This is a genomic window from Paeniglutamicibacter psychrophenolicus (assembly GCF_030812255.1).
Lineage (GTDB): Bacteria > Actinomycetota > Actinomycetes > Actinomycetales > Micrococcaceae > Paeniglutamicibacter > Paeniglutamicibacter psychrophenolicus_A.
Window position 1 is genome coordinate 128,370 of the sequence record NZ_JAUSSH010000005.1, and the last position, 26,387, is coordinate 154,756.

Consider the following 26,387-nt stretch of genomic DNA (forward strand, 5'->3'; position numbering starts at 1 on the left):
GGATTGCGCTGTGCTGGCACGCCGAGCGGAAGAATCCGATAGCTGGCGTTCGCACCGAGGATCTAGACTACGCTAAAAAGCGCTGCGGGGGCAAATACAGCCTGACCCCGCGAGTCGTCAAGATCCCTACTCTTTCAACTCGTTGACCGGTACCCCGACACCCAGCATAATCGGCGCATTCGCGGCGTTTAGCGGCTTTTCGGCCTTGGTTTGGTCAGCGAGCGAAGCAACATGGGATGTACCCGATGCCGCAAGCGTGTCCGATGCCACAGAAACTGCGGCGTCGGATCCGCCCTGCGGGCTCGTGGCACGGCGGCTGCGCTTGACGCGCGCCACCGGCTCGAGGCCCGAAGTCTTTTTGGTTGCCGTTGCCGCAGGCTCCGCCACGGGGGCGTCGTCCGAGGCCTGGCCGGCAACACCGGAGATGACCGGTGCGGCTGCTGCGGCAGGCGCCTCGGCGTCCGTCTCGGCGGTTGCCGGTTCGGTTGCCTTGGCGCGGGCCTTGCGGCGGGTCCGGGTGCGGGCCGGACGTGCATTGCCCGACTCGTCCTCGTCCGCTGCGGCGGAGGCCTCTGCCGGGTCGGCGACCGGGGAGTGGTCCGGAAGCGCGGCTTCCAGGTTCTCCAGCGTCAGCGACGGGGCGGCTGCGGCGGAGCCGGCACGGCGGTTGCGTCGTGCGGCGGGAACCGTCACGGACTCCCCCGCCACGGTCAGCGTGGCGCCCTCGTCCGAGGACTGGGCGTCCTCGTGCTCGTGCGCTGCGTGTGCCGCGGCGGCGATGTTGGCAAAGGCCGTGCGCGCGGCGTCGGCCTTGGCGGCGTCCTCCGGCTCCTTGGCCTCGACCGGGGTCGCGGCGGGTGCCTGCTCGCTGTGGGGCTCGGAGTCCGAACCGCGGTTGCGGCGTCGGCGCTCGGCACGCGAGGGCTTCTCGGCGGCGCGGTGGCTCGAGCCGTGCAGCTCGCCGGCCGAGTTGAAGGAACGGCGGTGCTCAACGGGCTCGTCGTGGGTGATCACGCCGCGGCCGTTGCAGGCCTCGCAGTTCTCGCCGAAGACTTCCAGCAAACCGGTGCCCATGCGCTTGCGCGTCATCTGCACCAGGCCAAGGCTGGTGACCTCGGCAACCTGGTGCTTGGTGCGGTCGCGGCCCAGGCACTCGACCAGGCGGCGGAGCACCAGGTCGCGGTTGGACTCGAGGACCATGTCGATGAAGTCGATGACGATGATGCCGCCGATGTCACGCAGGCGCAGCTGGCGCACGACCTCCTCGGCCGCCTCCAGGTTGTTCTTGGTGACGGTTTCCTCGAGGTTTCCGCCGGATCCGGTGTACTTGCCGGTGTTCACGTCGACCACGGTCATGGCCTCGGTGCGGTCGATGACCAGCGAGCCGCCGGAGGGCAGGAAGACCTTGCGGTCCAGGGCCTTGTGGATCTGTTCGTCGAGGCGGTAGTGGCCGAAGATGTCCTCGTCGGACTCCCACTTCTCCAGGCGCGAGACCAGGTCCGGGGCCACGTAGGTCACGTAGGCCTCGATGGTGTCCCAGGCCTCGTCGCCGGAGACGATCAGCTTGGTGAAGTCCTCGTTGAAGACGTCGCGGACCACCTTGATGGTCAAATCCGGCTCGCCGTAAAGCAGTTCCGGGGCCAGCGTCTTGGTGGAGGTCGAGGCGGCCTCGATCCCTTCCCACTGGGCTCGCAGGCGGTTGATGTCGTTCATCAACTCTTCCTCGGAGGCACCCTCGGCGGCGGTGCGCACGATGACGCCCGCGTTTTCCGGCAGGTGGTCCTTGAGGATCTTCTTCAGGCGGTTGCGCTCCACATCCGGGAGCTTGCGCGAGATGCCGGTCATCGAGCCACCCGGCACGTACACCAGGTAGCGGCCCGGCAGGGAGATCTGGCTGGTCAGGCGGGCGCCCTTGTGGCCGACCGGGTCCTTGGTGACCTGCACCAGGACGGTGTCCCCCGACTTCAGGGCGTGCTCGATGCGGCGCGGCTGGCCGTCCAGGCCCGCGACGTCCCAGTTGACCTCGCCGGCGTAGAGCACGGCGTTGCGTCCGCGTCCGATGTCGACGAATGCGGCCTCCATCGACGGGAGCACGTTCTGCACCTTGCCGACGTAGACGTTGCCGATGAGCGAGTCCTGCTGGGTCTTGGAAACGAAGTGCTCGGCCAGGATGCCGTCCTCGAGGACGCCGATCTGGATGCGGTCCTCGCGCTGGCGGACGATCATCTGGCGGTCGACGGATTCGCGGCGGGCCAGGAACTCGGCCTCGGTGATGACCTGGCGGCGGCGGCCGGATTCGCGGGAGTCGCGGCGGCGCTGGCGCTTGGCTTCCAGGCGGGTGGAACCGCGCACGGCGGTGACCTTGTTGGAGACGACGGGTTCCAGGGTGGCGCGCGGGGCACGGACCCGGGTGATGGTGTTCGGCGGGTCGTTCTCCGAGCCTCCGGTCAATTCGAGGTCGGCCTCGCCGCGGCGGCGACGGCGGCGGCGGCGGGAGACGACGCCCGCCTCGTCCCCGTGCTCGTCGTCGGAATCGTGGCGGGAGCGGCGGCCGTTGCCGGCGTGGCCCTCGTCCTCGTCCTCGTCGCCGGCTTCCTCGGCGGCGGCCGGGAGGGTCGGTGCCTGGAAGATCAGCGAGAGTGCGGATTCGGGGATGGCGAACGGATCGGTGACGGCGACCGGCTCGAGTTCGGCGGTTGCCTCCTCGGCCGCCTCGGCTTCGCCCTCCGGGGCTTCGGCCGCGGGCCGGGCCGGGGCGTCCTGGGGTTCGGTGTCCTGGGTGGCGCGGGTGCCGCGTCCGCCGCGGGCCGGGCGGCGCCGTGCGGCCTTGGCCGGCTCTGCGTCCTGCGCCGGTTCCTCGGTGGCTTCGGCTGCGGGCTCGACGGCGGCAGGCGACTCGACCGCTTCGGCGGAGGCGGATTCCTCCGTGCCGGTGGCCGGGGAGGTGGCCTTGCGGCTGCGTCCGCGGGCCGGGCGCTTGGCGGCGGCCTTGGACGCTGCTGCTTCCTCGACGGGAGCTTCGGCCTTTTCGAGCATGGGTTCGGTCTTGGCCTCGGCGGCGGCCTGTGCCGCGGGGGCCTCGATGACGGCGTCCGGCTCGACGGCCGTGGTGCCCGGGGAGGTGACCCCGGAGGTGGCGCGGCGCGGGCCGCGGCGGGCCGGGGCCTTGGCCGGTGCCTTCACGGTGTCGGCGGCAGGTGCCTGGACCGGCGCCTGGCCGGTGGCCGCCGCGACGACCGATTCAACGGTCGCGTCGCTGCCCTGGCGGGCCGGGGCGTTGCGGGGGTCCGAACCACGGCGGGCGGTGGCGGCGCGCGGGGAAACGTTGGCGCGCACCTTCCTGGTTGGTGCGGCTGCCGCGTCGTTGAGCTCGGCCAGGGTCATGGCCCGGCGCGGCGGCGGCGGCGAGGGTTCGTTGAAGTTGCCACGCGGTGGGCGGGTGGTGCGGGTGCGGCCCTTGGGGCCCTGGCCCATCGCTGCCTTTGATTCGTCGCGATTCAGTGCCATGTTAAAAGAGTGCTCCTCGGCGGGTCGAACGCTCCCACAGATAGCTGCTCGCCCTTGGTTGGTTCGCTGAACCGGGCCTTGTGGCCGCGTGTCCCAGCGGAAGTCCTTTGATATGCCCGGCCCGGGTGCGCCTACCAACTATGGGGGCGCGGCATCCGTGCAAGACCAACGGCGCTTTTCCAAGCAAGCCGCTTTACGTTGCGGCGACCATATCGCGGTATTCGCTGAAGACCTTCGTATAGGCGGTCTCTTGGCAGCAGATGCATCGCAATCGGGCTTGAAAGCCTGTCGTTGGGTTGAAAGCAGACTGTGGATCCACGAACAACCACTGCAATTGTCTCATACCGACACGCCGAAGGATGCCGCCGACCCGAACATCGGCGACACGCGGCGCCCGGAGGCATTGCCCCGCCGGTTGTCCCACGCGGGGCGCGGGGCATGGGCGCGGGCGGCGGCGGCCACTAGACTTCAAGCGGGGCCAGCAACAAATCCCGGCCCGGCGTGGCACGTGTGCCGGATGCCGGTGGCCGCGCCGGGGCCAGAACCACCAGCCACAAGGGAGCACCCGATGAGCAAGTCCGACACCGCAGCGCCGCCAAGCAACGAGCAGCAGCTGCCCCGCCTGGCCCAGGCACGGGGCTTCGGCCTGTTCCTGGTGCTCACCGGCGCGGTGGCCTGGATCGCCTCGGGCATCCTGGTGCTCGAGCGCATCGCCCTGTACAAGAACCCCGACTACGTCACCTCCTGCGACTTCAATCCCTGGGTCTCCTGCGGCACCGTCATGAAATCCTCCCAGGCCGCGCTGCTGGGCTTCCCCAACCCGTTTTTGGGCATCGTCGGCTTCGGCATCGTGATCACCATCGGCATGGCGCTGCTGGCCGGGGCGCGCTTTGCCCGCTGGTACTGGGTCGGCATCCAGGTCGGGGTGTCTCTGGCGATGGTGTTCATTATCTGGCTCTGGTCCCAGGCGCTGTACGAGATCAACGCCCTGTGCCTGTACTGCATGGTCGTGTGGGCGATGATGATCCCGATGTTCCTGTACACCACCTCACGCAACATCGCCCACGGGGTGATCCCGGCATCGGTTCCGGTGCGCAAGGCCGTCGCCGAGTGGACCTGGGTCGCGGTCATCGTGCTGCTGGTGCTCACCGCGGCCAGCGTCGTGCTGCGCTTCCCCGGCGCCTTCCTTGGCGCCTGAGCCCGTGCCGGCTTCCGCCGCCACCGCGCCTGCCCGCCGCTCCCCCGCGGCGGCGGCACGCTCCCGCCGCCTGGGCGCGGCCGCCTGCGTGCTGCCGGTCATCGCCCTGGGCCTGGGGGCCAGGTTCCTCGGGTCGGGGCCGGCGGCGGATTTGGCCGGCGGGGTCCTCTACGCGGTGCTGGTCTATGTGCTGGCGACCTTCCTGCGGCCGCGCGCCGGGCACGTCGCCAACGCGCTGGCGGCCTTGGTGTTCTGCGTGCTCATCGAGCTGCTGCAGCTCACCGACATCCCGGCGGACCTCGCCGCATTCTTCCCGCCGGTGCGGCTGGTGCTGGGCACCACCTTCGTTCCGCTGGACCTGCTCGCCTACGGCCTCGGGACCGCGCTGGCCCTTGGCGTCGACCTGGTGGCCGGATACCTGCTGCGCGCCCGCGGCGCCCGGGCAACGGCAGCCTGACCCGGAGTGCCCCCCGAGGCATCCGGGACGGGACCAGGAATCCGGTTCCGTCCGCTCGGCCGGCAGGATCGCGACGACCCCCGGGTCCCTGTCCGCCAGCCAGCCACCGAATCGTTCCCGCGCACGCAAAAGGGTCCGGCCCGCGGCCTTCCTTGGTGGAAGGCCGCGGGCCGGACCCCGCTGCAGCGCCGGGTCGGCGCCTGGGATCTAGGCGAACCAGATGCCGATTTCGCGTGCTGCGGATTCTTCCGAGTCCGAACCGTGGACCAGGTTCTGCTGGACCTTCAGGCCCCAGTCGCGGCCCAGGTCCCCGCGGATGGTGCCCGGGGCCGCGGTGGTCGGGTCGGTGGTGCCGGCCAGCGAGCGGAAGCCGGGAATCACGTTGTGGCCCTCGGCGATGACCGCCACGAGCGGGCCGGAGAGCATGAACTCGACCAGCGGCTCGTAGAACGGCTTGCCCACGTGCTCCTCGTAGTGCGCCTCGAGCAGTTCGCGGGTGGCGTTTACCTGCTTGAGCTCGGAGATCACGTAGCCCTTGGCTTCGATGCGGGAAAGGATCTGCCCGGTCAGCTGGCGCTTGACGCCGTCGGGCTTGATCAGGATCAGGGTGCGTTCAATGGCCATGGAGGCGGCTCCTTCGTTCTGTGTGCTGCAAATGGTCGTTGGTCTTGATTCTACGGTTGGGCACTCGGTGCGCCGGGATCTTCCTGCGGGTGCGCCGCATCCCAGGCTTCCTGCTCGCGCGCCCGGCGTGCCGTTTCCAGGTCCAGGGACCTGCCCTTGGTGACCGCGTACCACCAGGTCGCGGCGAAGGCCGCGCCGATGAAGAACATCGAGGTCAACAGGAACCCGGAGAGGATCAGCAGCAGCTGCAGTCCCCATCCGATCGCGTATCCCAGCGGTTTTTTCAGCAGCGCGCAGGTGAAGATGCACGCCAGCGCGACCACCGCGCCGATGCCGAGGACCAGCACCGGGGAGAGCGTGTCGCGGTTGAGCCCGAAGACGGCCAGCGCCACGAAGATCACCAGGAACGCCTCGAGCGTGAGCACCGTGGAGGCGAACATCACACGGGTGGAGCGCGGCTTCTTGGGTATTCCGGGGCGCCATTCGCGTTGCGCCTTGGTCATTTTCGCCATGGTTCCTACTTCCCTCCCAGCAGCATGCGGGCCTCGCCGACCAGCGTGATGGACCCGGTGACCAGCACCCCGCCGCCGAAGTCCTCGGAGGCCTCGGCGCGCCCGACGGCCCATTCCAGGGCGTCGTCAAGGCGTTCGGTCACGAAGATGTCCTCCTCGTTGAACCCGGCCTCCAGCGCCATGGCGGCCAGTTCCCCGGCGGGGATGGCGCGCGGCGAATTGGACTGGGTGATGCAGATGTCCTCGGTGAGGTCCAGGTAGTCCTCGCGCAGCTGCGCCAGCATGGCCGGAGCGTCCTTTTCCGCCAGGATCCCGATGACCAGCACCAGCGTGGAGAACCCGAAGGACTCCTTCACCGCGGCCGCCGAGGCGCGGATGCCGTCGGGGTTGTGCCCGGCGTCCAGCAGCACCGTGGGGGCCTTGCGGATGACCTCGAGGCGGCCGGGGCTGGTGGCGGCGCCGAAGCCCTCCATCACCAAATCGTGGTTCAGCGCGGTTTCCCCGCCGCCGATGAATGCCTCCACCGCGGCCAGGGCCACGGCGGCGTTCTGCGCCTGGTGCTCGCCGTGCAGCGGCAGCAGGATGCCCGGGTAGCGCCCGGCCAGGCCCTGGAGGTCCAGCTGCTGGCCGCCGACGGCGACCGTGCGGTTCTCGACGCCGAACTCGACGCCCTCGAAGCGGTAGGGCACCTCGAGTTCGAGGGCCTTCTCCAGCAGCACCTGCGCGGCATCGGCCGGCTGAGCGGAGGAGACCAGGAACCCGCCGGGCTTGATGATCCCCGCCTTTTCCAGGGCGATCAGCTCGGTGGTGTCGCCCAGCAGGTCGGTGTGGTCCAAGGAGATCGGGGTGATCACCGAGACCTGCCCGTCCCCGACGTTGGTGGCGTCGGTGATCCCGCCCAGGCCGACCTCGATGATCGCCACGTCCACCGGGGTGTCGGCGAAGATCGCGAACCCCAGGATGGTCACGGCCTCGAAGTAGGTCAGCCGGTTTTCGCCCGCCGCGGCGAGCTCGTCGTCGACGATCTGCAGGTAGGGGCGGATCTCGTCCCAGATCCGCACGAACGTCTCATCGTCCACGGACTCGCCGTCGATCGCGATGCGCTCGGTGACCGAGACCAGGTGCGGGGAGGAGTAGCGCCCGGTGCGCAGGTCGTGGGCGCGCAGCAGCGATTCGATCATCCGCGCGGTGGAAGTCTTGCCGTTGGTGCCGGTGACGTGGATGATCGGGAAGGCCTTGTTCGGCTCCCCGAGGATCTCCATGGCCCGGCGCATCGGCTCCATGCGCGGTTCGATCTTGTTCTCCGGGGCGCGGGCCAACAGCTCGGCGTACACGCTCTCCACGGAGAACCTGTCAAAGGTGTTGCTCATGTGGTGGGTCCCATTTCCTTGTCGGCGGCTTCGGCCTCGGCCACGGTTTCGACGCTGACGGCGGGCGCCATCCCGTCGTCCCCGGTGACCAGGACCAGCCCGGTGCTGAGCGTTTCGCCCTTGATCAGTTCGGCGTTCGCGTGCAGTGCTGCGACGGTTGCGGCGCCGGCGGTGATTTCGGTGCGGATGCGGTCGGACACCTGCAGGTCCGCGTCCTTGCGGGCGGACTGGATGGCGCGGATCATGTCCCGGGCCGTGCCCTCGGCGGCAAGTTCCGGTGTGACTTGGGTGTCAAGCACCAGGAAGCCCCCGCCGGGCAGCACCGCGGCGGCGATTTTCTCCTCGCCCTCGGTGGCCTGAACGACGGTTTCGAGCGTGTATTCGTGTTCCTCCAGGGCCAGGCCGCCGGCGGTGACCGTTCCGGCGTCGTCCACCGACCAGTCCCCGGACTTGGCGCCCTTGATCGCCAGCTGCACGTTCTTGCCCAGGCGCGGGCCGGCGGCCCGGGCGTTGACGACCAGGCGCTGGCTGATGCCGTACTCGGAGGCGTCGGCATCGGCCGCGTCGATGAGCGTGAGCGAGCGCAGGTTCAGCTCGTCGGCGATGATGCCCGCGAAGGTGCCCTCCAGTGCCGCGGCGCCGGGCACCGCGACGGTCATCCCGGCCAGCGGCAGGCGCACGCGCAGGTTCGCTGCCTTGCGCAGCGAGGAGCCCACCGAGGCGATCTTGCGGGTGGTTTCCATGGCCGCGACCAGATCCCCGTTGCGGCCGAAGAGCTCCGCATCGGGCCAGTCGGCCAGGTGCACCGAGCGTCCGCCGGTCAGGCCGCGCCAGATTTCCTCGGATGCCAGCGGCAGCAGCGGGGCGCTGACGCGGGTCAGCGTCTCCAGGGCGGTGTACAGGGTGTCGAAGGCGCTGGTGTCCTCGTCGAAGAAGCGCTGGCGGCTCCGGCGCACGTACCAGTTGGTCAGCGTGTCCATGTATTGGCGGATGGTCTCGGCGGCGTCGGAGATGTCGTAGGCGTCGAGCTTCGCGGTGACCTCGCGGACCAGGTCCCCGGTGGCCGCGAGCATGTAGGCATCCAGCGGGTCCTCGGCCGAGTGGGTCGGCTTCGCCTGGTAGCCGGCGCCGTGGTTCGCGGCGTTGGTGTACAGGCAGAAGAAGTGCCAGACGTTCCACATGGGCAGCAGCACCTGGCGCACGCCCTCGCGGATGCCCTGCTCGGTGACGACCAGGTTGCCGCCGCGCAGGATCGGGGAGGAGAGCAGGAACCAGCGCATGGCATCGGAGCCATCGCGGTCCAGGACCTCGTTGACGTCCGGGTAGTTCTTCAGCGACTTGGACATCTTCTGCCCGTCGGACCCCAGCACGATGCCGTGGCTGATCACGTTCTTGTAGGCGGGGCGGTCGAAGAGCGCGGTGGAGAGCACGTGCATGGTGTAGAACCAGCCGCGGGTCTGCCCGATGTATTCGACGATGAAGTCCGCCGGGTGGTGGGTGTCGAACCACTCCTTGTTCTCGAACGGGTAGTGCGCCTGGGCGTAGGGCATCGACCCGGAATCGAACCACACATCCAGCACGTCCTCGACGCGGCGCAGCGTGCCGGCATCGGCGCAGCCCTCGTGCGCCTTGGCCAGGTCGTCGATGAACGGGCGGTGCAGGTCCGGCTGTCCCTCGTGGTTCAGCGGCAGGCGCCCGAAGGCCGCCTTGATTTCCGCCAGCGAGCCGTAGACCTCGCGGTGGGTGCATTCGGCGCCGTCGCATTCCCACACCGGGATCGGGGAACCCCAGTAGCGGTTGCGGCTGATCGACCAGTCCCGCGCGTTGGCCAGCCACTTGCCGAACTGGCCGTCCTTCACGTTCTCCGGGATCCAGTTGATCTGCTGGTTCAGCTGAAGCATGCGGTCCTTGACCTTGGTGACCTCGACGTACCAGGAGGAGATCGCGCGGTAGATCAGCGGGGTGCGGCAGCGCCAGCAATGCGGGTAGGAGTGCTCGAAGGAGGCCTGCTTGACCAGGCGCGCATCGTTCTTCAGGACGTTGGTGATCGCCTTGTTGGCCTCGAACACCTGCACGCCGACGATTTCGGCCAGCGCGCCGCCCTTGAACAGCGGCAGGAACTTCGCGCCCTCGTCGATCGAGAGGATCACCGGGATGCCGGCGGATTCGCAGATCTTCTGGTCCTCCTCGCCGTAGGCCGGGGCCTGGTGGACGATGCCGGTGCCGTCGGTGGTGGTGACGTAGTCGGCGACCAGCAGCTGCCAGGCGTTGGCGGTCCCCCAGGTCTCGGTGTCGGCGAAGGTGTCCCAGAGCGGTGCGTACCTGATGCCCGCCAGGTCCTTGCCGGTGTAGCGGCCGGTGACCGCTTCCTGCGCGGCGGCGGCGTCGGCGTAGCCCAGGTCCTTGGCGTAGGCGCCCAAAAGGTCCTCGGCCAGCATGAAGTCGCCGGTGGCGTTGGAGGCCTTCACGCCGTTTTTGCCGGCCGGCAGCACCGCGTAGACGACGTCCGGGCCCACGGCCAGGGCCAGGTTGGTCGGCAGCGTCCACGGGGTGGTGGTCCAGGCCAGCGCCTGCACGCCCGCGAGCTCCTTCGAGATCTCGGACTCGCCGGCCAGCAGCGGGAAGGAGACGGTGACGGTCTGGTCCTGGCGGTCCTTGTAGACATCGTCGTCCATGCGCAGCTCGTGGTTGGACAGCGGGGTCTCGTCCTTCCAGCAGTACGGAAGCACGCGGAAGCCCTTGTAGGTCAGGCCCTTGTCGTGCAGCCGCTTGAAGGCCCAGATGACCGATTCCATGTACTCGACGTTCAGCGTCTTGTAGTCGTTCTCGAAGTCGACCCAGCGTGCCTGGCGGGTGACGTAGTCCTGCCATTCGTCGGCGTACTTCATCACCGAGGTGCGGCAGGCGTCGTTGAACTTGTCGATGCCCATGGCCTCGATCTGCGCCTTGTCGCTCATGCCCAGCTGCTTCATGGCCTCGAGCTCGGCCGGCAGCCCGTGGGTGTCCCAGCCGAAGCGGCGCTCCACGCGCGACCCGCGCTGGGTCTGGTAGCGGGCGACCAGGTCCTTGACGTAGCCGGTGAGCAGGTGGCCGTAGTGCGGCAGGCCGTTGGCGAAGGGGGGTCCGTCGTAGAAGACGAACTCGTTGGCCCCGTCGACGCCGGCATCGCGGGCATCGATGGAGGCCTGGAAGGTTTCGTCGTTCTTCCAGTAGGAAAGGACCCGTTCCTCGATCTCCGGGAAACGGGGAGAGGATGGCGTCACGCCATGGGGGTCGGTAGAGGCCTTGGGGTAGCTGGTCATCTGCGGCAGTCCTGGTGATCGAAGGCGCGTGGGCGCTTAGGCGTTCTCCAACACAGGGACGATGGTCAAGTATGCGGATACTCCACCTCGCGGTACCACCCCGCTTGCCTTCTCCGCCCGGGATGTCCCGGGGCCGGATCGGGCCGCTCGTTGACTGCTGTGACGGGCTTACCCGCTTGGTTCTACTTGGTTTCCCCGCGTGGGCAAGGTTGCCGTTCTTCCAAGGACTCGCCGGTGATGGCCGGGTCGACGTCGTGATGCCTCCCAGTCTAGCGCCCCTGCCGCCCCATTGGGGAATCCGCCGGGGCGTTCGTCCGGGCACCGATTCGGCACCCGCCAAAATACTTATCCACAGATCTTCGATGCTGCCCCCGCGGCCGGCCAGGGCGGGGCATGCTTGAACCATGTCCAGCACCCCGGCCCTCGCCGCCGAGGCGCTCACGATCCTCACCGGGCTCGTGAAGCACACCTCGGGACCCCCGGAAGACCCGGTCACCACGACCGGGTCCCGGGGCGGTTCGCTGCGCACGCTGGCGCTTCTCATCCCCGTGCTCAGGCTGGCGATCGACGAGGCAGCGGCCGAGACCGGGTCCTCCCCGGTGCGGGCCGCGGCCTTCGTGGCGCTCACCGAGGCCATCTACCGGCAGGCCGGCTACGGCCAGTTGCTGGCGGCTTCCCGCGCCGTCGACGCGCAGGTGCACACCATCACCGAGGAACCGCTCGCGCAGCTCAACGCCTGGCTTGGGGATCCCGAAGCGGCGGCCACCAGCCAGCTGCCGGCCGATGTCCCGACGCCGGCTGGCTCCAAGCCGTACTTCCGCGAAGACGCCGACTTCCTCGAGGCACAGCTGAACCTCACGCACTTCCAGGCCCGGCACCGGGTGCAAAGCGCCGAAAACCTGCTGCCGCACACCGGATTCAACGGCACCCTCGTTCCGCCGAAGTTCCCGCTGCTGGGCCAGGTGCTGAGCGACGGCGCAGCGGACCCCAAGTCCCTGGCCACGCTGGCCACAAAGTTCCAGAACCTCTCCCCCGCAGGCGACCTGGCGGACGACGAAGGCACCGGGCGGGCGATGGAGGCTCAGCTGGCCGAGGCCGCGCGCACCCGCAACGCCCAGGGCACCGGGAAACTGCTCAAGGACCAGGCCAGGCGGCTCGAGGACGCGGCCGCCGCGACGGCGCGCGAGGTCGTGGAAGATCTCTTTGTCGGCGCCTACTACCTGGGCCACACGCGCAAGGGCCACGAGTACAAGGTGATCACCACGGCCGAGGGCCACGAACTGCTGGCCACCGCCGCGGACATCCTCAACAGCCCGCGGACGCAGGCCGGAACGGCCGGAACCGGGGCTTCCGGCGGGCCGAGGGCCAAGGACGCGCCCGCTGCCGGGAACGCGACGGACGCCGAGAACCCTCCGGCGGGCGAACCCATCCCCGACTGGGCCGTGGCCCCCGGCACTCCGCTTGAGGCACGCCCCACCGCCGGATTCACCGACCTGGGCCAACCCGGGCAGCTGGACCCCACTGTCGAGATGCGCCCCGGCGAGACCATCGAACAGGCACTGACGCGGCAGCGGGCACGCCGCCTGCACCAGCTCATCCTTGATTCGGTGCGCATCGCCACCAGCCCGGCCGAAGCCGGTGCCCCGGGGGGCCGGGCCGGCGAGGGACAGATGCCGTTGGCACCGAACGTGACCCTGAACGTGACCATCGACCTGCAAACGTTCCTGGGCCAGCTCGAGGCGGCCGGGGTCACCGACCGCGGCGAAGACATCTCGGCGGCCACCTGCCGGCGCATCGCCTGCAACGCCGGCATCACCCCGGTCATCCTGAACGGGGACGGGGTGCCGCTGGAGCTGGGCCGCAGCCGAAGATACTTCAACCGGGCCCAACGCCGGGCTATCGCCGTCCGCGACAAGGGCTGCATCAACCCGGGCTGCACCATGTCCATCGGCCGGTGCGAGGCACACCAACTGGATGCCTGGAATTGCGGGGGCCGCACCGACGTGTCCCGCGGGTGCCTATTGTGTCCGCTATGCCACCAGGCGTACCACGCGGGCAAGTTCCGGATCGAGATGATCGGCGGGCACCCGCACGTGGTCCTGCCCAGATCCCGGGACCCGCTGCAGCTCCCCCGGCGGAACTGGATCTTCCATCCCGCCGCCGCACCGGCCCGGGCCGCCTGAGCCTTCCACCTTTCGGTGGCCGGCGCTGGCGGAGCGCGACTTGTCCCCGGCACAGGACAGGGGGAAATTCCCGGTGGACCGGGTTGGTGCCCGGCACAGTGTTCCCGCGGTTGCTGCGCTTCCGGACAGTGGTCCGCTTCGGCCAGCGCCGTCAAGATCCCGTTGTTGAACTCGCCGGTCTTGACGGCGGCGGCATGCGTCAACCCAACGCCGCGGCCGCGTCGATCGCCTGGCAGCAGCATGCAAGTCGCGTTGCGGACCTGCCGATCACCCTGGCCATCGATGCCGCCGGCTGCGTCCGGCCGGCCCGGCCGTTAGGCAACTACGGTGTGCTCGACCTTCCAGGCCGTCAGTCGCGGGTACACCCAGAAGCTGTAGATGCCCAGGGTGATGATGCACAGCAGGAACCACTTGATCCACAGCCCGAAGATGCCCCACCCGGTGCCGGTGAATTGCAGCGGCCTCCCGAGCAGGAGCGTGTTGTTGGCTCGCCAGCGTTCCACCAGCACCACGGCAAAGGGGTAGCAGATCCCCACGGTAAGCACCGTGATGAGCATGCCGAGCAGCTGGGTGCCGAACCAGGTCGCGGCCCCGCCGCGGAAAACGAAGATCGGTGCACCCGGCGGAATGCTGCCCAGTGTGGCGAGGCCCGGTCCCGGTTGGTTGTTTCCACTGGTGTACATGCTCATGATGCTTCTCCCCCTGGTTGGTGCACGGGTTCGGGACGGATGCCGGAAGGGCCGTGGCGGTCCTTGGAGCGTACCCGTGAGCCCCGACGTTTTACGGGCAGGCTGGCCGGGGCCGGGCATGCCGCGGGACCGGCCACCGGGTTCGCCACCCCTTTAGGTGCGGGCGCCGGCGGTCTGCTCCGCCGTGCGCGAGACGGCGACCATCTCCTCGCGGTCCACGACCTTGATGCGTTCGCGGACCACGGGACCTGCCGGGGTGGGTGCCGGGGCGGCCGCCGCACCGAGGCCCTGCTCGTGGGCATCCAGCTCGAGCCAGCCGTCCCAGCTGGTGTAGGCGACGCCCTTGGCCTCAAGCAGGGCCGGCACGGCCTCGGGTGCCGGGTTCGCGGCCACCGGCAGCTGGTTCAGGTCCGCGAGCAGGTGGGCGATGGTTTCAGCGGCGTCGGACTTGGTGTGCCCGATCAGCCCGACCGGGCCGCGCTTGATCCAGCCGGTCGCGTAGAGCCCGGGGACCTGGGTGCCGGCGGCGTCCAGCACCTTGCCCTCGAGGTTCGGCACGGTGCCGGTGCGCCCGTCGTATTCGATTTCCGGCAGCGCCGAGCCGAAGTAGCCGATGGCCCGGTAGACGGCCTGGACGGGGTAGTCGACGAGCTCGCCGGTGCCGCGCGCGTTGCCGGTGCCGTCGAGTTCCTGGCGTTCGAACCGGATGCCGCTGACCTTGCCGTCGGTCCCGGTGACCTCCACCGGGGAGTGCAGGAAGTGCAGGTGCAGGCGGCGGCGCGGGCGCCCGGATGCGGTGGCGGCGCCGGCCTGGCCGCGTTCCTCGCGTTCCTCCTGCTCGATGAGCCAGTTGGCCAGCGTGCCGACCATGGTCTTGACCTGGTTGTTGGTCTTGATCGCGGCGTCGGAGGCCGCGTCGAACTCGAAGTCCTCCGGGTAGAGCACGATGTCCACGTCCCGGCTGTGGCTCAGCTCGCGCAGCTCCAGCGGGGTGAACTTCACCTGGGCGGGGCCGCGGCGGCCGAAGACGTGCACGTCGGTGACCGGCGAAGCAGCCAGGCCGCGGTAGACGTTCTGGGGGATCTCGGTGACCAGCAGGTCCTCGGCGTGCTTGGAGAGCACGCGGGCCACGTCCAGGGCCACGTTGCCGTTGCCCAGCACCGCGACCTGCGTGGCCTCAAGCGGCCAGCTGCGCGGCACGTCCGGGTGCCCGTCGTACCAGGAGACGAAGTCCGCGCCGCCGTGGGAGCCCTCCAGCTCGATGCCCGGGATGTTCAGGTCCGCGTCGTTGATGGCGCCGGTGGCGAAGATGACCGCGTCGTAGTGCTCGCGAAGCTCCGCGATTCCCAGGTCGGTGCCGTAGTCGACGTTGCCGAAGAAGCGGATGTCCCCGCGGTCCAGCACCTTGTGCAGTGCCTTGACGATGCCCTTGATGCGCGGGTGGTCCGGGGCGACGCCGTAGCGGATCAGCCCGTACGGTGCCGGGTAGCGGTCGAAGAGGTCGATGGCGAGCTCGAAACCGCGCTCGGCCTTGGTGAGGATGTCCGCGGCGTAGACCCCGGCGGGGCCGGCGCCGATGATGGCAACGCGCAGCGGGCGCGAAGCGAAGGCGGCGGGGGCCGGGACGGACGTCGCGGCGGGGGCCTGCGTGTTTTTTTCGGTCATGGGGGGTCCTCCTGGGCGTGTATTTGGGGGTCGTGTATTTGGGGGTGTAGCTGGATGCGTGGTGTGCGGGGTGTGCTCGGCCGGCAACTCAGCCGACGGGCAGCAACTGCCGGGTGTTCGCGGCCGGGGCCAGGGCCGCTGCGGCGTGCGGGCTGATGCGCACCACGTCGCCGATGACGATCACCGCCGGGTTGGCCACGCCGATCCGCGCGGCGGTGGCGGCGATGGCATCGAGCCGGTCGATGGTGATGCGCTGCTCCGGGGTCCAGCCGCGCTCGATGACCGCGACCGGGGTGTCGGGCCGCAGCCCGCGGCCCAGCAGCGTGGCGGTGTTGCGTGCCAGCCGGGCCACGCCCATCAGCAGCACCAGGGTGTGGTCGGGGCGGGCCGGCAGTTCGGCCAGCTCCTCGTGCCCGGTGGCCATCGAGAAGCCGGTGGCCACCCCGCGGTGGGTGACGGGGATCCCGGCGGCGGCCGGGACGGAGATGGCGCTGGTGACCCCGGGGACGACGGACACCTCGACGCCGTGATCGCGGCAGTATGCGGCTTCCTCGCCGCCGCGGCCCAGCACGAACGGGTCCCCGCCCTTGAGCCGGACCACGCGGTTGCCCGCCCGGGCCTCGGCCACCAGCACCGCGTTGATCTCATCCTGCGTGGCCAGGTGGTCGCCGGGGGCCTTGCCGACCTCGATGACACGCACCGACGGGTCGAGCTCGCCCAGCAGCCCGCGCGGGCCCAGCCGGTCGGCGACCACCACGTCGGCGGCGGCCAGCAGCCGGCGCCCGGTGACGGTGATCAGCCCGGGATCGCCGGGGCCTCCGCCGACCAGGGCCACGGATCCTTGCCCGGGGCGGCGCCGGCGCAGCGGCAGCACTCCGGTGTCCGCGGCCAGCGCGATGGCGTTGCGCAGCCCGGCGGCGCGGCGCGGGTCCCCGCCGGCGGTGACCGCGACGGTGGTGCCTTCCCCGGTCCGTGCGACGGCGGGGGTCCAGGCGCTGGAGGCCGCGTGGTCCGAGGCGTTGACGCACCAGGTCTGCCGCGCGTCGGCATCCGCCGAGACCTGCGCGTCGAGCACCTTGCTTCCGGTGGCGGTGTGGGCCAGCCACATGCCAGCCAGGTCCCCGGGCTCATAGCCGCGCCGCAGCCAGATCAGCTTCCCGGCGGCCGCGGCCGCGGCGATCGGCTCGATGGCCTCCGGGGCGATGACGGTGATCTTCGCGCCGGCCTCGAGCAGCTGGGCAACGCGTCGTGCCGCCACCTTTCCGGCGCCGACGCAGAGCACGTCCTTGCCGGCCAGGCGTAGCGCCAGCGGGTGGATGGGTGCCTGGCGGGTTGTGGTGGACTGGCTCATGCTCGGCTCCTGGGGGTGGCGGTTGGCGGTGGATCGGCGGCGCGGGGCCGGTGGGCGGGTCTTCGGGCGGTTCATCGTCCGGCTCCGGGTGCCAGTCCGCGGCGGCGCAGCAGCCGCCGCTCCAGCGGGGCGAAGACCAGCAGTTCGACGGCGATGCCCACGGCGAGGATGGCCAGGATCGCGGCGACGACCACGGCCATCTGCGACAGGTCGCGGCCCTGTTGCAGCAGCGATCCCAGGCCGAAGCCGATGGACCCGCCGACCGCGATGATCTCCGCGGCCATCAGCGAGCGCCAGGAAAACGCCCAGCCCTGCTTGAGCCCGGCCAGGTAGCCGGGCAGCGCCGCCGGCAGCACGATGCGCAGCAGTTGCTGGGTGCGCGAGGCACCCAGCACGGTGCCGAGTCGGCGGTATTGCGGCGGGACCAGGTCCACGCCGGACAGGAACCCGTTGGCGATCGAGGGGGTGGCGCCCATCAGCACCACGAAGAAGACCGTGGCGTCGGTGAGGCCGAACCAGATGATCGCCGCCGGAACCCAGGCGACGGACGGGAGCACCTGCAGGCCGGAAACCAGCGGGCCCAGGCCGCGGCGCAGGGTGGTGGAGGCCGAGAGCAGCAGCCCCAGCGGCGTGCCGATGGCCAGGGCCAGCGCGAAGCCAAGCACCCCGCGCTGCAGCGAGGTGGCCACGGCCTCGGCCAGCCGGCCGTCGGCCGCCAGCGCCCCGGCGGTGCCCAGCACCTCGAGCGGGCCGGGGAACAGGTCAGTGCGCGGGGAGCCGAACCAGGCGGCCAGCTGCCACAGGCTCAGCAGGGCCGCGAGGGTGCCCAGCGGCAGCAGGAACCTGCCGGCCGTCGGCCGGGAGGCGGCCGGGGCGTCCTGCAGGTTGTCCAGGCCGGCCTCGAGCTCGCCGAGGGAATCCGTGGCATCCCGGGAATCCGGGCCCGCGGGCAGCGCAGCCGGGTCCGTGGCCGGGTCCGTGGCGCGGGCACGTTCGCGGGCGATGGTGGTCGATGAGGTGATGCTAGTGGGCATGGTGGCGGATCTCCTCGCGTAGCCTCTGGGTGATGTCGCGGGTCAGGGCGGCCTGCGCGGCAGGGTCGGTGCGCACGTGCCCGGGGATCTCCCACTCGGCGGCGATCCGCCCGGGACGGGAGGAAAGCAGCAGCACCCGCTGGCCCAGGCGCACGGCCTCGCGGACGTTGTGGGTCACGAAGAGCACGGTGCGCCGGTGGGCGCGCCAGATCCGTTCGAGCTCGTCGTGCAACAGGTCCCGGGTGATCGCGTCCAGCGCCGCGAACGGCTCGTCCATCAGCAGCACCGGACGGTCCTGGCCCAGGGCCCGGGCCAGCGAGGCGCGCTGGCGCATGCCCCCGGAGAGCTCGTGCGGGCGCTTGGCCCCGGCATCGGCCAGGTGGACCAGCTCCAGCAGCTCCCCGGCCCGCGCCCGGCGTGCGGCGCGCGGGATCCCGCGCAGTTCCAGGGCCAGTTCGACGTTGGCCCGGGCGGTGAGCCAGGGCAGCAGCGCGGCGTCCTGGAACATGAATGCGGCACCTCCGGCCGGGACGCCCACGGATCCGGCCGATGGCGGCTCGAGCCCGGCGATGACGTTGAGCAGCGTGGACTTCCCGCAGCCCGAGGCGCCCAGCACTGCGACGAATTCACCCTCGGCGATGGTGGTGCTGATGCCGGAGAGCACCGGGGCGGCGCCGTAGTCCTTGGAGAGGTTCTCGATGACGATGCTCATGCGCCGGCCCCGGCCCGGGTGGTGCCGGCGGCGCGTGCGGCGCGGGCCGCCTCCAGGAACGAGGTGTTCACGAGCCCGTCGAGGCTCGCCGGTTCGGCGAGCGACGCGGCGACGGCGTTTTCCAGCAGCCGCGGGTAGGCTCCGGCCAGCGGGTCCGCGGTGAATTCCAGCTTGCCCAGCGCGCGGGCCAGCACGTTGTCGGCCAGCGGGGCCCCGGCGGTCTCGGCGAGCCGCGCGTTCAGCACCGCCAGCACGTCGGCTTCCCTGGCGGTGTTGATCCAGTCAAGCGCCGCCAGGTGGCCGCGCAGCAGGGCCTCGACGGTGTGGGGGTGGCGGGCGGCGAAGTCCGGGGACACCGCGAGGAGAGTGGTCGGGAACAGTCCCGGCGCACCGGTCTCGGTCCCGTCCCACAGCTCCGCTTCGTCGAGGAGCACCGTCGCACCGGCCTCCAGCACCAGCCGGGAGGCCCACGGCTCGGGCAGCCATGCCCCGTCGATCTTTCCGGCGCGGAACAGTTCCAGCGTCTGGGCGTTGGCCGTCGGGGTGATGGCCACCTCCCCGCCGCGCGGGTCGGTTTCCAGCCCCTGGGCAGCCAGCCAGGTGCGCAGGGCGACGTCCTGGGTGCCGCCGAGCTGCGGGGTGGCCAGGGTGGTGCCGCGCAGCGCCGCGGCGTCGGCGATCCCTGCGCGGACCACCAGCTGGGCGCCACCCGCCGCGGCACCGGCCAGCACGCGCAGCCCGGCGCCCCCGCTGGAGGCAAAGGCGGCGATCGCGGGGTTCGGCCCCAGGTAGGCGGCGTCGATGGCGCCGGCGTTCAGCGCCTCGACGGAGGCGGGCCCGGCGCCGAAGACGCTGGTGGCCAGGCTCGTGCCGGAGCCCGCGAGCTCGGCGGCGAACAGCCCCCTGGCGGTGCCGACCAGCGCCGGTGCGTGCGTGAGGTTGGCGAAGAAGCCCAGCCGCAGCGTGGCCGCGGGCCCGGTGGGCGCGGTGCCGGCCGTTCCCGGGCGCGGCACCGTGGTGGTGGCGGCGGCGCCGAGCACCAGCAGGCCCAGCAGCCCGGTGCCGCCGGCGAGCAGCGCCCGCCTCCCGGGGCCGCGGTGCGGCCCGTCGGCGGTGTACCGGATGGTGTCCATGGGAGGTGTCCTTGTCTGTGGGTGCTGCATGGGGGTGGTGCGGCGGGGATGGCGCCCCGGCGCGGTGGGCGGGGCAGGGGTTCGCCGCTAGGCGGCGGAGGTGCGCTCTGCGATGAGTCCGGCGGCCAGCGTGTTGCCGTCCTGCGGGTCGATCACCAAAAAAGCCCCGGTGCGGTGGTGGCGCGCGTACGGCTCGGTGGGAAGTTCGGCGGCCAGGCGCAGCACCACGGTGCCGATGTCGTTCAGTTCCAGGCTGGCCGCGGGCAGCAGCCCGAAGTCCTCCAGGTCCAGTGCCCCGGCAATGGAGTTGACCTTCGCCCGCACCGTGGCGGTGCCGTGCTTGATGAGCACCGTGGCCCCGGGGCGCAGCGGGGCCGGCGAGAGCCAGCACAGCTGGGCCAGCAGGTCCGCGGAGGAATCGGGCAGCGTTCCGGCGGCGGCGATGGTGTCCCCGCGGGCGATGTCCAACTCGTCGGCAAGCCGCAGCGCCACCGAGGCGGGCGCCGTGGCGGTATCGAGCAGGACCCCGGCGGCGTCGATCCCGGTGACGGTGGTTTCCCGGCGCGGGGCGCCCGGGGATGCGACGGTGACCGGGTCCCCCACGGTGATGGTGCCGGCGGCGATGGACCCGGCGTAGGCGCGGTAGTCGCGGAACGCCTCCGGATCCAGGCCCGGCGCCAGCGCGCCCTGGGGGCGCAGCACCAGCTGGACCGGGAAGCGGAAGTCCTCGGCCGCGGCGGCCGCCTCGTCGCGGGTCGGCAGGGATTCGAGCAACCCCAGCAACGTTTCCCCGGTGTACCAGGGGGTGTGCGCGGAGCGCTCCACCACGTTGTCCCCCACCAGCGCGGAGACCGGCAGGACGTGCGGCACCGGAAGCCCCAGCCCTGCGGCCACGCGGGCCACGTCGGCGGCGATGTCGGCGAATCGCTCGGCGTCGTAGCCGACCAGGTCGATCTTGTTCACCGCGACCACGACATTGGGCACGCGCAGCAGCCCGATGACGCCCAGGTGGCGGCGGGTCTGCTCGAGCACCCCCTTGCGGGCGTCGATGAGCACGATCGCGGCATCGGCGGTGGAGGCGCCGGTGACGGTGTTGCGCGTGTACTGCACGTGCCCGGGGCAGTCGGCGAGCACGAAGGAGCGTTCCCCGGTGGAGAAGTAGCGGTAGGCCACGTCGATGGTGATGCCCTGTTCGCGCTCGGCGCGCAGCCCGTCGGTCAGCAGCGCCAAATCCAGGGTGCCGTCCCCGCCGCCGAAGCCGGTCGCGGCGGAGGTGCGGGCCAGCGACTCGAGGGTGTCGGCCAGCACGGCCTTGGCATCGTGCAGCAGCCGGCCGACGAGCGTGGACTTGCCGTCGTCGACGGAGCCGGCGGTGGCGAAGCGGAAGAGCCCGCGGGCGCCCAGCGCCGGCGCGGCATGGCCAAGTGCGGCCTCGTCAAATGCGGCGCTGTCCAGATTCGTGGTGCTCATTAGAAATACCCGTCCTTCTTGCGGTCTTCCATGGCCGCCTCGGAGATGCGGTCGTCCGCGCGGGTGGCCCCGCGTTCGGTGATGGTGGTGGTGGCGACCTCGGCGATGACCTTCGCGACCGTGTCGGCGTCGGAGGGCACCGCCCCGGTGCAGGACATGTCCCCCACGGTGCGGTAGCGTACCCTCCGGCGCACGGTGGGCACCCCGTCGCCGGGCCGGCTGAATTCGCCGACGGCCCGCCACATGCCGGAGTGCTCGAAGACCGTACGCTCGTGGGCGTAGTAGAGCGGGGGCAGCGCGATGTTCTCGCGCTCGATGTAGCGCCAGATGTCCAGCTCGGTCCAGTTGCTGATCGGGAAGGCGCGCACGTGCTGCCCCGGGGTGTGGCGCCCGTTGTAGAGGTTCCACAGTTCGGGTCGCTGGTTGCGCGGGTCCCACTGGCCGAATTCGTCGCGCAGCGACAGGATGCGTTCCTTGGCCCGGGCCTTGTCCTCGTCGCGGCGCCCGCCGCCGAAGAGCACGTCAAACCTGTTGGCGTCGATGGCGTCGAGCAGCGGGGTGGTCTGCAGCGGGTTGCGGGTGCCGTCGGCACGCTCGGTGAGCCGGCCGTCGTCGATGTAGTCCTGCACGCTGGCCACGACCAGGCGCAGGCCCAGCCGCCGGACCGTGGCGTCGCGGAACGCGATGACCTCTTCGAAGTTGTGGCCGGTGTCCACGTGCAGCACCGGGAAGGGCACGGTGCCTGGCCAGAACGCCTTGGTGGCCAGGTGCAGCATCACCACCGAGTCCTTGCCGCCGGAAAACAGCATCGCGGGGCGCTCGAACTCGGCGACGACCTCGCGCAGGATGTGGATGGATTCGGCCTCGAGCGCATCGAGCACGTCGGTTTCGTGCGTGCTGCCGGGTGTGCCGGGTGTGCCGGGTGCGGCGGGGACCGGCCGCGCGGGGGCGGGGGCGGTGGTGCTCATCTCTGGCTCCTTCGTGGGTGGGTTGTGGCGGGCATGCGGCGCGGTGCCGCTGCTGCGGGGCTCATCGGTGGATGCCGCATTCGGTCTTGGCGACCCCGGCCCAGCGGCCGGCGCGCGGGTCTTGCCCCTCGGCCACCGGACGGGTGCACGGGGCGCAGCCGATCGACGGGTAGCCGTTGGACAGCAGCAGGTTCACCGGGACGCTGTGCACGGTGGCGTGGGAAATCAGCTGATCGAAGCTCCATCCGGCCAGCGGGTTGACCTTGACCAGCCCGTGCGCCGCATCCCAGGTGACCAGCGGGGTGTTGGTGCGGGTGGGGGCCTCCTCGCGGCGGACCCCGGTGAACCAGAGCCGGTAGCCGGACAGCGCCTTCGCCAGCGGCTCCATCTTGCGCAGCCGGCAACAGGTGCCCGGGTCGCGTTCGTGCAGCCGGGGCCCGAGCTCGGCGTCCTGCTGGGCGACGGTGCGCTCCGGGAGCACGTCGACGATCCGCACGTCCAGGGAGGAGGCGACCTCGTGGCGCGTCGCATGGGTCTCGGCGAAGTGGTAGCCGGTCTCCAGGAAGAGCACGTCGACCCCGGGCAGCTGCTCGGCGACCACCGCGGGAAGCACTGCGTCGGCCATCGAGCAGGCGACGGCGACCTCGGCGACCAAGAAGTTGCGGGCCACCCAGGCGATGACGTCGGCGGCGGGCGCGTCGAAGCCCAGCTCAGCGGCGCCGGCCTCGGCCAGCGCCCGATCGGCGGCAGTCCGGGCGGACAGGTTCGCCGAGACGTTCGCGGCGGCGGTGATCGGGTCGGCGGTGTTCACAGGACGTCCTCGTCCGCGGCGCGGTGCGACCACGCGGCGAAGGACTCGTCCTCGTCGCTGGAGGCCGAGTAGTTCTCCAGCACCCGCTCGATGTAGTCCGGCAGCTGGTCGGCGGTGATCCGCAGCCCGCGCACGGTGCGGCCCAGCCCGGCCTCGCCGCGTTCGGTCGAGGCCAGTCCCCCGCCCAGGTGCACCTGGAAGCCGGGGGCCTGCCCGCCGTGCCCATCGGGCACCAGCTGGCCCTTCAGGCCGATGTCGGCGGTCTGCACGCGGGCGCAGGAGTTCGGGCAGCCGTTCACGTGCAGGCTCAAGCTCGGCGGCAGGCGCACGGCGGACTTTTCGGCGAAGCGGGTCTCGAGCTCGGCGACCGCGGCGATCGCGGTGTCCTTGGTGTCGACGATCGCCAGCTTGCAGAACTCGATCCCGGTGCAGGCGATCGCGGAGCGGCGGAAGATGCTCGGGGCGGTGACCAGGCCCAGCGCGTCGAGTTCCGCCGCGGCGGCCTTCACCGAGGCGGCCGGGATGTCCAGCGCGAGCAGCTTCTGGTGCGGGGTGGTGCGCAGCCGCTTGGAGCCGTGGCGCTCGAGCAGGTCGGCCAGTTCCAGCAGCAACGTGCCGGAGAGCCGGCCGGCGGACGGGGAGGCGCCGATGTAGTAGCGCCCGTCGTTCTGCTCGTGGATCCCCACGTGGTCCCCGGGCGTCGTGGGCTTGGCCGGGGCCGGGCCGTCGGGCAGCGAGTAGCCCAGGTACTCGGTCTCCAGCACCTCGCGGAAGCGCGCCGGGCCCCAGTCGTTCATCAGGTACTTCAGCCGCGCCTTGTTGCGCAGCCGGCGGTAGCCGTAGTCGCGGAAGATCGAGACCACGCCCAGCCACACCTCGGCGGCGCGCTCCTCGGACACGAACGCGCCCAGGCGCTCGGCCAGCCGCGCGCTGGTGGACAGGCCGCCGCCGACCCACAGGTCGTAGCCGGGCCCGTGCTCGGGGTGGATGACCCCGACCAGGGAGATGTCGTTGATCTCGTGCACCACGTCCTGGGACGGGTGCCCGGTGATGGCGGTCTTGAACTTGCGCGGCAGGTTCGCCAGCTCCGGGTCGCCGATGAAGCGCTCGCGGATCTCCTGGATGGCGGGCGTCGGGTCCAGGATCTCGTCCTTGGCGATGCCCGCGACCGGGGAACCGAGGATGACGCGCGGCACGTCCCCGCAGGCCTCGGTGGTGTCCAGGCCCACGGCCTCGAGCCGGCGCCAGATCTCCGGCACGTCCACGATGTCGACCCAGTGCAGCTGGATGTTCTGCCGGTCGGTGACGTCCGCACTGTCGCGGGCGAAGTCGCGGGAAATCTCCCCGATGGTGCGCAGCTGGTCGGTGGAAAGGGTACCGCCATCGATGCGCACGCGCATCATGAAGTAGCGGTCCTCGAGCTCATGCGGCTCCAGGGTGGCGGTGCGCCCTCCGTCGATGCCGGGCTTGCGCTGGGTGTAGAGGCCCCACCAGCGGAAGCGTCCGTGCAGGTCGGTGGGGTCGATGGAGTCGAAGCCGCCCTGGGCGTAGATGGTTTCGATGCGTTCGCGCACGTTGAGCCCGTTGTCGTCCGCCTTGACCGCCTCGTTGGCGTTCAGCGGGGCGGGCCCATCGATCTTCCACTGTCCGTGCGGCTTGGCCGCCGGGCGGGCCGGGCGGACTGGCCGGGCGGTGCCGGTGCTTGCCGGGGTGTCGGTTGCCTGTGTCATGGCTACGACATTAGGGCGGGCCGGAGGCGGCCCGCCAGCGGCCTCCGACCCGAAACGTCATGCCGTAACGCGGCGACCTATTCGGTGCCGGAGGGCCCCTTCGCTAGCGCTTCGGCGAGTCTTCCGGCGACACATTTCGCGATTGTGACGCCCGGCAACAGCGCCGCCGTCACCTGGTCGGCGCCGGCTCCGGCCAGCCGGTCGTGGAAGAATCCGGGGGCCAGCAGGAAGGCGGCGACGCCCACTCGCTTGGCGCCTGCGGCACGTGCCGCAGCCACCGCGTCGGGCACCGACGGAGCGGCGGCGGAGCAATAGGCCACCGCTACCTCCTGGCCCAGTTCCTCGGCCAGTGCCGCGGCCATCCGGGCCGCCTGCCGCTGCCCGGCCTCGAGGCGGGTTCCGGCGGCGGCCAGCACCACCGCGTCCCCGGGGCGGTGTCCGGACTCGGCCAGCCGCGCCGCCAGCACCCCGGCCAGGCGCGGGTCGGGGCCAATGGGGCCGGACACGATGGTGTGCGGCCGGGCGGCCGCCGCCTCGGCGATGTCCACCGAGGTGTGGAACCCCTCGGAGAGCAGCAGGGGTGCGACGATGGCTGCCTCGCCGGGCGGCAGGGCGGCGAGCACCGATTCCAGCCGGGGTTCCTGCACGTCGACGTAGGCCTCGTGGACCACCGCGTCGATGCCGTCTGCGGAAAGCACGGCGGCCAGGTCCCCGCGCAGCCCGTTCACGAGCCGGCGGCCTTCGGGGTTGTCGGTGCCGTGGGCGCAGGCCACGACGTGCAGCGGCCGTTTCCCGCCGCCGGCGGCCGGGTTCACGCCAGGCCGCGGATCAGCTTGTGGGCAGCGGCCTGCGCGACGGGGCGGACAACGATCTCGTCGAGGTTCACGTGGTGCGGGGCGTTGACGGCGTAGGAGACGATGTCGGCCACGTCCCCGGCGGTCAGCGGCTTGGCCACCCCGGCGTAGGGCTTTTGGGCCAACTCGCGGTCCCCGCCCATCCGGCGCAGGGCGAATTCCTCGGTCTGCACCAGGCCGGGCAGCACCTCGATGACCCGGATGTTGTGCTCGACTTCCTCCAGCCGCAGGGCCTGGGTGAGCGCGCGCTGTGCGGCCTTCGCGGCGTTGTAGCCGGATCCTCCCTCGTAGCTGACCAGCCCGGCGGTCGAGGTCAGGTTGAGCACGGTGCCCTCGCCGTGGGTGCGGAGCATCGGCAGGAAGGCGCGGGTGATCTTCATGGTGCCCATGACGTTGGCCTGGAGCATGAAGTCCCAGTCCTCGTTCTTGGCCTCGGCCAGGTAATCGGCGCCGCGGGCGCCGCCGGCGATGTTGACCAGGGTGTCGATGCCGCCGCCGGCCTCGACGGCGGCCAGCAGCGCCGCGACCTGGGCGTCGTCGGTGATGTCGGCGGCGACGGGGATCGCACCGGTCTCCTGCGCGAGCTTCGCCAGCCGGTCGGCGCGGCGGGCCACGGCGAAGACCTTCCATCCGGCCGCGGCCAGGGTGCGCGCGGTGGCCTCCCCTATTCCGCTGGAGGCTCCGGTGACGACGGCTGCATGCTGGGGGTGTGGATTCGTTGGCAACATGGACAAATCCTAACCAGCGGGGGCACCTGCCCCCAACCACGATGTCGTTTCATGGCTCCGGGGCCCACCGCATGGCGGCAAGGGCCACG

Annotated in this window: 20 protein-coding genes; 3 read left to right on the forward strand and 17 right to left on the reverse strand. The window is 71.0% G+C overall.

The features are described 5' to 3' along the window. Positions 1-126 precede the first annotated feature (126 nt). Positions 127-3,507 carry a ribonuclease E/G gene (locus J2T21_RS09310; protein ID WP_307580711.1) on the reverse strand — a complete coding sequence of 1,127 codons (3,381 nt, stop codon included), beginning with the start codon at positions 3,505-3,507 and terminating at the stop codon, positions 127-129. A 568-nt stretch (positions 3,508-4,075) separates the two neighbouring features. Between J2T21_RS09310 and J2T21_RS09315 the strand changes: the two genes are divergently transcribed. Together J2T21_RS09315 and J2T21_RS09320 are read left to right on the forward strand one after the other, a co-directional pair. Continuing rightward, positions 4,076-4,705: a vitamin K epoxide reductase family protein gene (locus J2T21_RS09315; protein ID WP_307580717.1), complete on the forward strand. Its 630-nt coding sequence runs from the start codon at positions 4,076-4,078 to the stop codon at positions 4,703-4,705. Between the two features lie 4 nt (positions 4,706-4,709). After that, entirely contained in the window at positions 4,710-5,162 is a 453-nt protein-coding gene (locus tag J2T21_RS09320) for a ribosomal maturation YjgA family protein (RefSeq protein WP_307580722.1), read from the forward strand. 207 nt (positions 5,163-5,369) lie between these two features. On the opposite strand, the gene ndk is transcribed toward J2T21_RS09320, so the two are convergent. Genes ndk through ileS form a run of 4 tightly spaced genes read right to left on the reverse strand, consistent with a single transcriptional unit; the run spans position 5,370 to position 10,970 of the window. After that, positions 5,370-5,786, reverse strand: coding sequence for a nucleoside-diphosphate kinase (gene ndk / locus J2T21_RS09325; protein ID WP_307580725.1), 417 nt, complete (start codon positions 5,784-5,786; stop codon positions 5,370-5,372). 50 nt (positions 5,787-5,836) lie between these two features. Then, positions 5,837-6,298: a DUF4233 domain-containing protein gene (locus J2T21_RS09330; protein ID WP_307580726.1), complete on the reverse strand. Its 462-nt coding sequence runs from the start codon at positions 6,296-6,298 to the stop codon at positions 5,837-5,839. Between the two features lie 5 nt (positions 6,299-6,303). Next, positions 6,304-7,668, reverse strand: coding sequence for a bifunctional folylpolyglutamate synthase/dihydrofolate synthase (locus J2T21_RS09335; protein ID WP_307580727.1), 1,365 nt, complete (start codon positions 7,666-7,668; stop codon positions 6,304-6,306). Beyond that, positions 7,665-10,970, reverse strand: coding sequence for an isoleucine--tRNA ligase (gene ileS / locus J2T21_RS09340; RefSeq protein WP_307580728.1), 3,306 nt, complete (start codon positions 10,968-10,970; stop codon positions 7,665-7,667). The genes J2T21_RS09335 and ileS overlap by 4 nt, the downstream gene beginning before the upstream one ends. A gap of 404 nt (positions 10,971-11,374) precedes the next feature. Between ileS and J2T21_RS09345 the strand changes: the two genes are divergently transcribed. After that, complete coding sequence (locus J2T21_RS09345) at positions 11,375-13,153, forward strand: HNH endonuclease (RefSeq protein WP_307580729.1); 1,779 nt, start codon at positions 11,375-11,377, stop codon at positions 13,151-13,153. 314 nt (positions 13,154-13,467) lie between these two features. Here the strand turns inward: J2T21_RS09345 and J2T21_RS09350 are convergent, their stop codons facing one another. From J2T21_RS09350 to J2T21_RS09405, 12 genes are all read right to left on the reverse strand, one after another. Then, complete coding sequence (locus J2T21_RS09350; RefSeq protein ID WP_307580730.1) at positions 13,468-13,842, reverse strand: DUF898 family protein; 375 nt, start codon at positions 13,840-13,842, stop codon at positions 13,468-13,470. Between the two features lie 153 nt (positions 13,843-13,995). Next, entirely contained in the window at positions 13,996-15,507 is a 1,512-nt protein-coding gene (locus J2T21_RS09355; protein WP_307580731.1) for an FAD-dependent oxidoreductase, read from the reverse strand. Between the two features lie 88 nt (positions 15,508-15,595). Continuing rightward, a complete protein-coding gene (gene cobA / locus J2T21_RS09360; protein ID WP_307580732.1) occupies positions 15,596-16,858 on the reverse strand; it encodes a uroporphyrinogen-III C-methyltransferase in 1,263 nt (420 codons plus the stop codon). Between the two features lie 71 nt (positions 16,859-16,929). After that, on the reverse strand, positions 16,930-17,892 hold the full coding sequence (locus J2T21_RS09365) for an ABC transporter permease (RefSeq protein ID WP_307580734.1): 963 nt from the start codon (positions 17,890-17,892) through the stop codon (positions 16,930-16,932). Continuing rightward, positions 17,882-18,604, reverse strand: a complete 723-nt coding sequence (locus tag J2T21_RS09370) for an ABC transporter ATP-binding protein (RefSeq protein ID WP_307580736.1) — start codon at positions 18,602-18,604, stop codon at positions 17,882-17,884. Before J2T21_RS09370 ends, J2T21_RS09365 begins: the two co-directional genes overlap by 11 nt. Then, positions 18,601-19,737 (reverse strand): ABC transporter substrate-binding protein, encoded by a 1,137-nt coding sequence (locus J2T21_RS09375; protein WP_307580738.1) that lies wholly within the window; start codon positions 19,735-19,737, stop codon positions 18,601-18,603. Before J2T21_RS09375 ends, J2T21_RS09370 begins: the two co-directional genes overlap by 4 nt. Positions 19,738-19,824: 87 nt before the next feature. Next, the gene (locus J2T21_RS09380) at positions 19,825-21,207 is read right to left on the reverse strand and encodes a sulfate adenylyltransferase subunit 1 (protein WP_307580740.1); all 1,383 of its coding nucleotides are present in this window, start codon (positions 21,205-21,207) and stop codon (positions 19,825-19,827) included. Continuing rightward, positions 21,207-22,175: a sulfate adenylyltransferase subunit CysD gene (gene cysD, locus J2T21_RS09385; protein ID WP_307580742.1), complete on the reverse strand. Its 969-nt coding sequence runs from the start codon at positions 22,173-22,175 to the stop codon at positions 21,207-21,209. The genes J2T21_RS09380 and cysD overlap by 1 nt, the downstream gene beginning before the upstream one ends. 61 nt (positions 22,176-22,236) lie before the next feature. Further along, positions 22,237-22,968: a phosphoadenylyl-sulfate reductase gene (locus J2T21_RS09390; protein ID WP_307580956.1), complete on the reverse strand. Its 732-nt coding sequence runs from the start codon at positions 22,966-22,968 to the stop codon at positions 22,237-22,239. 14 nt (positions 22,969-22,982) lie between these two features. Beyond that, on the reverse strand, positions 22,983-24,716 hold the full coding sequence (locus tag J2T21_RS09395; RefSeq protein ID WP_307580744.1) for a nitrite/sulfite reductase: 1,734 nt from the start codon (positions 24,714-24,716) through the stop codon (positions 22,983-22,985). 77 nt (positions 24,717-24,793) lie between these two features. Then, complete coding sequence (locus J2T21_RS09400; protein WP_307580746.1) at positions 24,794-25,531, reverse strand: sirohydrochlorin chelatase; 738 nt, start codon at positions 25,529-25,531, stop codon at positions 24,794-24,796. Next, positions 25,528-26,298 (reverse strand): SDR family oxidoreductase, encoded by a 771-nt coding sequence (locus J2T21_RS09405; RefSeq protein ID WP_307580748.1) that lies wholly within the window; start codon positions 26,296-26,298, stop codon positions 25,528-25,530. The genes J2T21_RS09400 and J2T21_RS09405 overlap by 4 nt, the downstream gene beginning before the upstream one ends. Positions 26,299-26,387 lie beyond the last annotated feature (89 nt).

Coding starts and splice junctions, on each gene's coding strand:
- J2T21_RS09395 (WP_307580744.1), bottom strand. CDS start 24,716: ATGACACAGGCAACCGACACCCCGGCAAGCACCGGCACCGCCCGGCCA.
- J2T21_RS09350 (WP_307580730.1), bottom strand. CDS start 13,842: ATGAGCATGTACACCAGTGGAAACAACCAACCGGGACCGGGCCTCGCC.
- J2T21_RS09315 (WP_307580717.1), top strand. CDS start 4,076: ATGAGCAAGTCCGACACCGCAGCGCCGCCAAGCAACGAGCAGCAGCTG.
- J2T21_RS09335 (WP_307580727.1), bottom strand. CDS start 7,668: ATGAGCAACACCTTTGACAGGTTCTCCGTGGAGAGCGTGTACGCCGAG.
- ndk (WP_307580725.1), bottom strand. CDS start 5,786: ATGGCCATTGAACGCACCCTGATCCTGATCAAGCCCGACGGCGTCAAG.
- J2T21_RS09405 (WP_307580748.1), bottom strand. CDS start 26,298: ATGTTGCCAACGAATCCACACCCCCAGCATGCAGCCGTCGTCACCGGA.
- J2T21_RS09310 (WP_307580711.1), bottom strand. CDS start 3,507: ATGGCACTGAATCGCGACGAATCAAAGGCAGCGATGGGCCAGGGCCCC.
- J2T21_RS09355 (WP_307580731.1), bottom strand. CDS start 15,507: ATGACCGAAAAAAACACGCAGGCCCCCGCCGCGACGTCCGTCCCGGCC.
- cysD (WP_307580742.1), bottom strand. CDS start 22,175: ATGAGCACCACCGCCCCCGCCCCCGCGCGGCCGGTCCCCGCCGCACCC.
- J2T21_RS09380 (WP_307580740.1), bottom strand. CDS start 21,207: ATGAGCACCACGAATCTGGACAGCGCCGCATTTGACGAGGCCGCACTT.
- J2T21_RS09345 (WP_307580729.1), top strand. CDS start 11,375: ATGTCCAGCACCCCGGCCCTCGCCGCCGAGGCGCTCACGATCCTCACC.
- J2T21_RS09370 (WP_307580736.1), bottom strand. CDS start 18,604: ATGAGCATCGTCATCGAGAACCTCTCCAAGGACTACGGCGCCGCCCCG.
- J2T21_RS09330 (WP_307580726.1), bottom strand. CDS start 6,298: ATGGCGAAAATGACCAAGGCGCAACGCGAATGGCGCCCCGGAATACCC.
- ileS (WP_307580728.1), bottom strand. CDS start 10,970: ATGACCAGCTACCCCAAGGCCTCTACCGACCCCCATGGCGTGACGCCA.
- cobA (WP_307580732.1), bottom strand. CDS start 16,858: ATGAGCCAGTCCACCACAACCCGCCAGGCACCCATCCACCCGCTGGCG.
- J2T21_RS09365 (WP_307580734.1), bottom strand. CDS start 17,892: ATGCCCACTAGCATCACCTCATCGACCACCATCGCCCGCGAACGTGCC.
- J2T21_RS09375 (WP_307580738.1), bottom strand. CDS start 19,737: ATGGACACCATCCGGTACACCGCCGACGGGCCGCACCGCGGCCCCGGG.